We start from the raw sequence: 8,121 nt of genomic DNA, 5'->3' as shown, positions 1-8,121 counted from the left end.
ACAGGCCCCGCGCGCAGTCGAAAACCGCATCGGCGCCCTGCCGGCCCCACACCACCCGTTCGACGAGGGCGTTCTCGGCACGTTGCACCAGGCTCTTGAGAGCCCGCGAGGCGAGTTGCGGCTCACCCACCGAGCATGCGCCTCGCACGGCCGCTCCCGTTGCCGGAACCGCGTCGTCGAAGGGCACCTCGACAGCGGCGCTGGTCAGCCAGGCGGTGGCACGCCGGAGCGCGACTTCGAGTCGTCCGTTGCCGGTGGCTTGGGGGGTTGAGGGGCCCGGCTGCCGGACGATGGCTGCGTCACCGGCGAGGATCCCGGCCAGCGCTGCGACGATCGTGGTGTGGTAGCCCGTGGCCCAGTCGCGGTATTCCGGGTCGCCGCTCTCGAGTTCCGCGGGGAGAACGCCTTCCGGCCCGGCGATACGCCCGGTGGGCTCCTGCAGGTCGGCAAGAAACGCCCAGGCCCGTTCCACCTCGGCGGAGTCATGGATCCCGAGGCACAGCAGTGAGCAGAGAAGTTCGGCAACGAGGTCGGCGTTCTCCTTCTGCCGGCAAAGGAGGCTCAGTGCCTCAAGCAGTTCGACAGCGTGGGACAGACCGAAACCGGCCGGCCACCGCGGAATACGCCGGCCGAAATCAGTGATATAGAATACGGTGTGGGTGATGGCGTAGATATCGCTGTCGCGCAGCTTCAGCGTGGAAGGATCAGCGCAGAGCAAAGAGAAGGGCAGTACAGCGCTGTCCGTCGGCATGCTGTGATCGATACCGGCCAACTCCAACGTGTGCAGCAGGTCCAGCTGCCGAAAGGGGACGCGCTCAAAGCATGTCGCATGCCGCCCGGCAACAGCCTGCCCGATGAGGTGCTCGAAGTCGCTGTCGCTGTGCCCGCACAGCCGCTGTGACGCGTAGGTACCCGCGTACAGAAGCAGTGCCCGCTCATCGCGTGCGACAAGCTCACGGTATGAGGCGCGAGCCGCCACCGTGGTGACCTGGTCCAACAGTGCCTGATAGTTGCCGTCGGCGTCGAAGGACCCGGACTCCACACGAGCGCGGAGTCCGACCAGCAGCGCGACCTCGACGAGTGCCTTGCGGGTGAACAGCACGCGCCCCTTCTCGGCGGCATCAGGGTCGAAACGGATGCGGTGCGCGGCCAGCCAGGAAATCGCCCCACGTTCCACCGTGCGCCACATGTCAGCCACAATCGCCCCTCATGTCGATGCGGTGCGGGGGCGTCCGCGCTGCGTGTTCTCGCACAGCGCGGACGCCCCCGCACGGCACGATCCAGGGCTAGACCTGCGGAGCTTCCTCAGTTACGGACGGCACGACCAGCACGTACTTGTCCCAGGCCAGCACATAGCCGGCAATTTCCCCGAGGGTGGTGGTCGCACTGACCAACTGCTGTAGCGTCGTGTCCATATTTATCAGCCCGCTGCTCTGGAGGAATCCGAGAGCAGCCCGTGCGTCGACAGACGGGCAATTGGCCATGATGGGCCTCCACTGAGGGCTGGGTTTCGCGCGGTGTTTTGTCGCGCGGAGTACATGTTCTTGATTGTGGCGATAGTGCGAATGGGTGTCATCGACAGATACCAAAAATCACTCGACCGGAGCAATCCTAATATGATATTCCTGCTTTTCTGTTGTGGCGGGTCGGTGGTTCGGTGGTGAGTGTTGTCGGCGGGTGGGGGGGTTCATTGGTTGGTTGAGAAAGACCACCCCGGGGCGGTCTGCTGTTGTGTTGGTTGACGGGGTGGGGTGATCTTCGGATTGGCTTTGCTGAAGGGGATCGCCCCGTGTTGTCCGCGCCGTCGTCGTACACGGGGCACCGGTATCCGGTGGAGGTGATCTCCCACTGTGTGTGGTTGTATTTCGGGTTTCCCGCTCAGCTTTCGTGAGGTCGAGGAGCTGATGCTCGAGCGCGGCGTCATCGTGTCCTACGAGACCATCCGGCGCTGGTGTCTGAAGTTCGGCCGGGCCTACGCCAACTCCCTGCGGCGCAGGTAGTCCCGGCCCGGGGACAAGCCCTCTCCGTCAGCCTTGGTGAGACGTCCCGCTTTGTCGGGTTAGCCTGAGAGGGCCCCGAGTAGGAGTTCCACCCCTGATGACCAGCACCAATCCGTCCGCTGCCGACCCGGCTCCCCGGCCGAAGCGCCGCACGTTCAGCCCCGAGTACAAGCTTCGGATCGTGGCCGAGTACGACGCCGCGCCCGAGGGTGAGAAGGGTGCGGTCCTGCGCCGTGAGCGGCTGTACCACTCCCACGTCACCGAGTGGCGGCCCGCGCGGGATGCCGGGGCCCTGGAGAAGCTGGTTGACCGCCGCACGGAGTAATTGTCAATACCTGTGGATCGGTTGTCCTTTGCCAGGCCAGCTGGCCGCATCCTCGGGACGGGTCCCCCATGCTGCCTCGGGGTGCTCGGAATGGGCTTGCCCTGATGGTGGCATTCGAGGTACCAAGCTCGGGTGATGTTGTTCGAATGCCGGGCGTGCGGCAAAGAAATCACTGGCCCACTGAGCCACTGAAGTTGAATCCGTGATGTCGCTCGGATGGGTGAAGCAATAGCGTTCGCCTGCCGGCGGAGGGTTGGCCCCGGTAGTCGTGTGCTGTGAGGTATGCACAGGGCGGCGGTCTGACCGACGCTGAGAGGGCCGCGCGGGAGCGGATCCGGCGGCAGGCGGTGGAACGTTTCGAGACCGGGGAGAAGAGCCGGGACATCGCGGCCGCGCTGCGGGTGAGTGTGCGCTCGGTGGAGCGCTGGCGCCGGCAGTGGCGCGAGGGCGGCGCAACGGGAATCGCCTCGAAGGGCTCGCCCGGTCGTCCGAAGCTGTCCGATGCCCAGATCGCCCGGCTGGAACGGGAGTTGGAGCGTGGGCCGCTGGTCCACGGGTGGGCGGACCAGCGGTGGACACTCGCGCGGGTGAAGACGTTGATCGGCCGCCTGTTCCACGTGAGCTACACGGTGGAGGGGACCTGGCAGTTGCTGAAGCGGCACGGTTGGTCCTGGCAGCAGCCGGCCCGCCGGGCGATCGAGCGTGACGACGCGGCCGTCGAGCTGTGGAAGAAGGAGACATGGCCGCGGGTAAAAGCGTCGCGGCGGCCCGCGGGGCCTGGCTCGTCTTCGAGGACGAAGCCGGGCAGTCGATGAGGCCGCCGCGTGCCAGGACCTGGGGCAGGATCGGCTGCACCCCTGTTGTGCGGGTGCGCGGCCGGGGCGCCGGCCGGGTCTCCATGGCGGGGCTGAGCTGCTACAAGACGGGCCAGCGGTGTGGGACAACCTGCGTGCCCACCTGATGCCGCCGATGCAGGAGTTCGTCCAGGCGAACCAGGACTGGCCGACCGTCTTCCAGCTCCCCTCGTACGCACCGGACCTCAATCCGCAGGAGGGCATCTGGTCGCTGGTCAAGCGCACCATCGGCAACCTCGCCGCCTCCGACCTCGACCAGCTCGCCCGAGCCGTCAGACGCAGCCTCAAGAAGATCCAGTACCGTCCCCACCTCATCGACGGATGCCTCACCACCACCGGCCTGATCATGGACGGCTGACCACCTTCAGGCCGACATCGCGAATTCAACTTCAGTACAGCTCGACATCCATCCACGCGATGTCGTTCAGCTCGACGTCGAGGCCGCAGGCGCGGTGCCCGGTGTCCTTGAAGTAGTGCTCGCGCAGGCCCTCGGCGAGGATCCGTTCCTGCTCGTCCTGGCTGGCTCCGGCGTCGCGGGCCTCGTACAGCCGCTGGGCCACCGAGCCGGGCATCTTCTGGGTGATCGTGCGCTGGCGCGGGTCGTCGGTGGAGCCGCCGGCCGCGCTGTAGCCGAAGGTCGCCTGGATGTGGAGCATGAAGCCGTTCTTCTCGGCGTCGCGGCGCACCCGCTGCTTCACCCGCGGCTGCCAGCCGGCGCGGACCTTGGTCTCGATGGCCTTGGCCGCGGCCGGCTTCGGGGTGCCCTGCCCCTTGAGCCAGCGCTGGACGGTGCGCTGGCTGACGCCGAGGTCCTGGGCGAGTTTCTTCGTGGACCCCTTGGCGCCCTTGAGCAGGAACCGCATCCGGGCGGGAACGGACTGCGGGATCGGCTTGGTGCGCTCGGCCCGCTCCAGGCCCTCGTCGATCTCCCGGCTCACACTGCTCTCCTTTCCGGCCGCCGAGGTCGGCGGCCGCTGCTGGTCATGGGTGGGCGGCCCGCCGGACGGGTGCCGGCGGGCCGCGCGGGACTACTCGTCGGCGGACACCTGGCCGCCGGGCTTCATGTGCCTTGCCGGGTTCGTGTCGTCGGCGATGAGCTTGGCGATCTCGGCCATCGGCCGGGAGCCCTCGAACTTCACCAGGCCCGGCGACACCCCGAGGCGCAGTGAGGTGGTGAGGGTGCCATCGGGCTTGGTGAGGACGTCCAGCGCGCCGGGGCCGGGCGAGGCGAAGACCGCGCAGTCGGACAGCACCGCGAACGCGTGCAGGCCGGTGTCGCCGGCCATCCTGCGGAGCTTGCGGTGCAGGTTGACGGTGGCGGTGTCGATGACCAGGGCGCGCATCAGCGGGTCCCAGGTCGGCCGCTCCAGCGCCGCCCAGCGCTCGCCCGGCTTGTAGCCGTGGCCGCGGGGGCGTTCGCGCATCTTGCCGATGGTGCCCTTTGCGGTCTGCTTGATCGCGTGCAGCACCGCCAGTTCCGCCGGGTCGCCGGTGGTCTTGAGGCCAGCCATGGCGTCCAGGAACGCGACCGGGTCGGTGTCCGCCATGTTCAGCGGGATGCCGAGCGCGGCCATGGTGTCCAGGTACGCCTGGCGCAGGTGCTTGTGCCAGGGGTCGAGGTAAGGGCCGTGCTCGTGCCGCAGCCAGCCCTCGGTCGGCTGGACCCGGGCGCCGAGCTCGATGGCGTAGGCGACCTTCACCGTGCTGTACCAGGCCGGGCCGGTCGGCCGGGAGCCGTCCGGGCTGAACGGCGAGGGGAGCAGCGGGTTCGTGTCCACGTGCGAGAGGTCGACCAGCCAGGAGGCCGGGGTCTTCGGGTCGAAGACGGGGTTGAGTTCGTGGACCGGGGCGGAGAGCGGCAGGGTGAGGCGGCCGGCGGCGGCGAGGAAGGCCATGTTGACGTCGAGGCCGACCGCGAACGGCGCCGCGGCTTCCTGGTCTGTCAGCTCACGGTGCCAGTCCCACGCCTCGGTGACCAGCGCGCCGCCCGGCTCCCGGCCTTGCGCGCGCGGGTGGACGTCCAGCACCTCCGGCGGCGCCGGGTCGAAGGCGTCCTTCGGGCGGGAACCCTCCACCGGACCGGACGTCCAGCCGGCCTCGGTGCGCACCGCCTTCGTGGGCGGGCGCAGCGCGGTGACCAGCTCGATGCCGGAGACGGCGGTAGAGCCGCGCGGGGTGAGGACCCGGGTGGCGTAGGTGCCCAGCAGCCGGGCCAGCTTCGGGGCGGCGAGGCCGTCGGGGATCTGCCAGCCGCCCGACGCGAGGGCGCCCCAGGCGGGGATGCACAGCTGCACGCACTGGCGCTTGCCGTCCTCGGGCGTGCGGTAGATCCGAGCCCAGGGGCCGAGGCCGCGCTGGGTGAGCAGCCAGCCGGCCTTCTCCAGCTGCTTCACCGCCTTGTGGGTCTTCGGCAGCTGACCGAGGCGCTGGACGAACTCCTTCTTCTCGTCCCGCCCGAGCGGGGGCAGGCCGAGCTCCGCCAGGGCGGCGTCGGAGATGACGACCAGGGCGTCGCCGTCCTTGCCGTGCCGGTGCAACCTGGGCGAGCCCAACTTCGTCTCCAGCGCCCACTGGGCAACATCGGCGACGGTCCGCCCGGCCGGCGCCGTGGAGGCGGGCGTGCCGTCGGCGAGGTAAGCAACCAGGGCCCTGCCGGACGAGGCGACGTCCAGCACCGCGAGCGGACCGGCCGGGAACCGCGCGGCGGCAGCCCGCTCCCAGTCGGCCGAGGCCGCCTCGGCAGCCGGCTTCTTCGCCAGAGCCTTCCGGGCCCGCGACGACGCGGCCGCACGCGACGACCCGGTACGGCGCGGCACAGCCACCGGACCGGCCGCAGGGGCGGCCTGGCGGGGCGCAGCGACCGGAGCGACCGAGACCGCCCGCTCGGCCGCCGGGGCCGCCGGGGCGGGCTGCGCAGCGGCCGGGACGACGCCGGGACGGCAGAACCCGCCCAGGTGCATGGGCAGCCCCTGAGCCCGGTAGACCGACGGCTGCCCGCACTGCACACACGGCACCGGCTGCGCCATCAGCAGCGACCCGTCGTTGTCCTGGTCCGGCATCACCGGCTGCACCGCAGGGGCGGGCTGCTCTGGCACGGTGGCGACGAACGCCTCCGGCGCCGGGGCCGCCGGGGCGGCGGCAGACTCCGTGGCGGGCGAGGGGGCTTCGGCCGGGGCGGGCGCCGGGTCGTCGTCGGCGTGCACGAGGCCGGCGGCCTGCGCGCGGCGCAGCCATTCGGTGGGCTCGACCGTGCCGTGCTGGAGCGCCAGCCTCGCGAGGAACCGGATGTACACCTCGCGCTTCGGCGGGCGTGGTTCGGTCGTCCCGGCCTCCCACCGCACGATCGTCTCCCGCCGGGTCTCCAGCGCCGCGGCCAGCTCCTCCTGCGTGTACTCGCTGGCCTTGCGCAGCCGCACCCGCTCGGCCGGAACCGGCAGGTCGTCCGCCGAGCGCGGCCGCGCCAACAGCGCGTCGATCGACGCGAACAGGTCGTCAGCCACACTCCACCTCCTATGCAAACACTTGTTCGAAAATAACATTTCGGAGTAGGCCAGAAGCGGTCCGCCTCTCGATCATCAGTCCTTAGACTCCGGGGTTCGGATGCTGCCGGTGGACGGGAAGGCCAAATCATGGACGACGACCCTTGGGCCGGCTGGCCAGAACGGTGGGCCGGCACGGACTGCGACGTGCGGACGGCCGTGGGCGCGATCCCGCCGGAGGTCAAGGACGGGTTCAGGTACGACGAGGTCCCCTGGCGGCGGTCCGGCACTTCTACGGCCCGGGCGAGGAGATCCCCGGCCTGCTCGCCACGCTCGCGTCCGGGGACGCCGAAGCCGCTGACAGGGCCCTGCGGCAGCTCTGGACGAATCTTCACCACCAGGGCGGCACGATCGCGGTGGGAGCACTGGCGGCGCCGTTCCTGCTACGGATCGCGGCGACCGGGCATCCCGGGCTCCGCGCGCAAACGCTTCACCTGGTCGCCGAGATCGGCCGGTGCCAGCACATGGGGGACGGATCGCGCGAAGGCCTGCTCCAGGTCGCCGAGGAGCCGCTGATGGTCGAGGGCAGCACGATGTGCCCGGTGGACTGGACGATCCAGGCCGCCCGTCAGGCGGTCACGGACGACCTGCCCCTCCTGCTCCCGCTTCTCGACGGCCCCGACGCCGAGGTCCGCTCCATGACCGCCTACGTCCTGGCGGCGGCGACCGACGAGATCCCACGCGTCTCCTCGGCCCTGCGGTTCAGGCTGGCGAACGAAGACGACGCGGTGGTCCGGGTGAGCCTGATCCTGGCGATCGCCCAACTCGCCCGCGAACATTAGGACAACCACGCTCCCCGGTGGGCCCGGGACCTCTGGTCGAACCCGGGACGACCGCCCGAGATCCGCATCGGCGGCGGCCTGGCCTGGCTGTGCCTGATCACCGACCCCGCCCCAGACGAACTCCGCACCCTCCTCACCGACCCCGGCATTCGCCGGTACGACGACCTGCTCCAGTCGGTGCCATGGCTCACCTGGTGCGACGCCCCCGGTTTCGCGCTGCGCAGCTGCATCGACGAAATGCTCGCGGCGAAGGTCCCCGCAGCGGTGCTCGACGATCCCTGGGGCGGTGGGCCGTCAAGCTGAGGCACGCAGCGGTCGGGCAGCCTTGGCCGTGGGCTTCGGAAACAGAGTCGTCAAGATCAGCTGTCGCGGGACACTCTGAACAGGGAGTCCCCCACCACGCGGACAGGGGTCTACCCACCACGCGGACGGGGGTTTACCCACCAGCCGGACACCCTTACTGACATTGGCGCTTCAGGGTGATGGCGGCGGGAGGTCGAGGGAGAGGCCGGTCCCGGCGAGGAAGCCGTCGAGGATGTCGGGGCGGTACTGAAGCCGTTTGAGCCGGTTGCGGACGAGGGCTTCGAGGCGGTCGACGGCGACCGAGGACAGGTTGGCCAA

7 protein-coding genes and 3 pseudogenes are annotated in these 8,121 nt (G+C 69.9%); 5 read left to right on the top strand and 5 right to left on the bottom strand.

The genetic code is table 11. The features are described from left to right. Together AB0D10_RS45395 and AB0D10_RS45390 are read right to left on the bottom strand one after the other, a co-directional pair. Positions 1 to 1,189 (bottom strand): hypothetical protein (locus AB0D10_RS45395; RefSeq protein WP_360268709.1); only part of this gene is annotated, 1,189 nt, incomplete at its 3' end. Positions 1,190 to 1,286: 97 nt separating this feature from the next. Beyond that, positions 1,287 to 1,484: a hypothetical protein gene (locus tag AB0D10_RS45390; protein WP_360268707.1), complete on the bottom strand. Its 198-nt coding sequence runs from the start codon at positions 1,482 to 1,484 to the stop codon at positions 1,287 to 1,289. Positions 1,485 to 1,792: 308 nt separating this feature from the next. On the opposite strand from AB0D10_RS45390, the pseudogene AB0D10_RS45385 reads away from it, so the two are divergent. The 4 genes and pseudogenes from AB0D10_RS45385 to AB0D10_RS45370 all read left to right on the top strand — a co-directional run. Then, positions 1,793 to 1,967, top strand: a pseudogene (locus AB0D10_RS45385) (IS6 family transposase); the annotation flags it as partial. A gap of 130 nt (positions 1,968 to 2,097) precedes the next feature. Continuing rightward, entirely contained in the window at positions 2,098 to 2,325 is a 228-nt protein-coding gene (locus tag AB0D10_RS45380) for a hypothetical protein (RefSeq protein WP_360268704.1), read from the top strand. A 275-nt stretch (positions 2,326 to 2,600) separates the two neighbouring features. Then, positions 2,601 to 3,140, top strand: a complete 540-nt coding sequence (locus AB0D10_RS45375; protein WP_360268702.1) for a winged helix-turn-helix domain-containing protein — start codon at positions 2,601 to 2,603, stop codon at positions 3,138 to 3,140. After that, positions 3,137 to 3,537, top strand: a pseudogene (locus tag AB0D10_RS45370) (transposase). The gene AB0D10_RS45375 and the pseudogene AB0D10_RS45370 overlap by 4 nt, the downstream one beginning before the upstream one ends. 31 nt (positions 3,538 to 3,568) lie before the next feature. Here AB0D10_RS45370 and AB0D10_RS45365 read toward each other — a convergent pair. Both AB0D10_RS45365 and AB0D10_RS45360 read right to left on the bottom strand, forming a co-directional pair. Further along, positions 3,569 to 4,117 carry a helix-turn-helix transcriptional regulator gene (locus AB0D10_RS45365; protein ID WP_360268699.1) on the bottom strand — a complete coding sequence of 183 codons (549 nt, stop codon included), beginning with the start codon at positions 4,115 to 4,117 and terminating at the stop codon, positions 3,569 to 3,571. 90 nt (positions 4,118 to 4,207) lie between these two features. Next, a complete protein-coding gene (locus AB0D10_RS45360) occupies positions 4,208 to 6,679 on the bottom strand; it encodes a helix-turn-helix transcriptional regulator (RefSeq protein WP_360268697.1) in 2,472 nt (823 codons plus the stop codon). A gap of 503 nt (positions 6,680 to 7,182) precedes the next feature. Between AB0D10_RS45360 and AB0D10_RS45355 the strand changes: the two genes are divergently transcribed. Beyond that, on the top strand, positions 7,183 to 7,500 hold the full coding sequence (locus AB0D10_RS45355; protein WP_360268694.1) for a hypothetical protein: 318 nt from the start codon (positions 7,183 to 7,185) through the stop codon (positions 7,498 to 7,500). 474 nt (positions 7,501 to 7,974) lie between these two features. Here AB0D10_RS45355 and AB0D10_RS45350 read toward each other — a convergent pair. Beyond that, positions 7,975 to 8,121, bottom strand: a pseudogene (locus tag AB0D10_RS45350) (IS630 family transposase); the annotation flags it as partial.

It is taken from the genome of Kitasatospora sp. NPDC048545 (genome assembly GCF_040651155.1).
Taxonomy (GTDB): domain Bacteria; phylum Actinomycetota; class Actinomycetes; order Streptomycetales; family Streptomycetaceae; genus Kitasatospora.
Note: the sequence above shows the minus strand (reverse complement) of the source record. Positions and strands in the feature narration are given on the sequence as shown.

Excerpts from the sequence above, each read along its gene's own strand:
- AB0D10_RS45390 (WP_360268707.1), bottom strand. The coding sequence starts at position 1,484 with ATGGCCAATTGCCCGTCTGTCGACGCACGGGCTGCTCTCGGATTCCTC.
- AB0D10_RS45380 (WP_360268704.1), top strand. The coding sequence starts at position 2,098 with ATGACCAGCACCAATCCGTCCGCTGCCGACCCGGCTCCCCGGCCGAAG.
- AB0D10_RS45355 (WP_360268694.1), top strand. The coding sequence starts at position 7,183 with ATGGGGGACGGATCGCGCGAAGGCCTGCTCCAGGTCGCCGAGGAGCCG.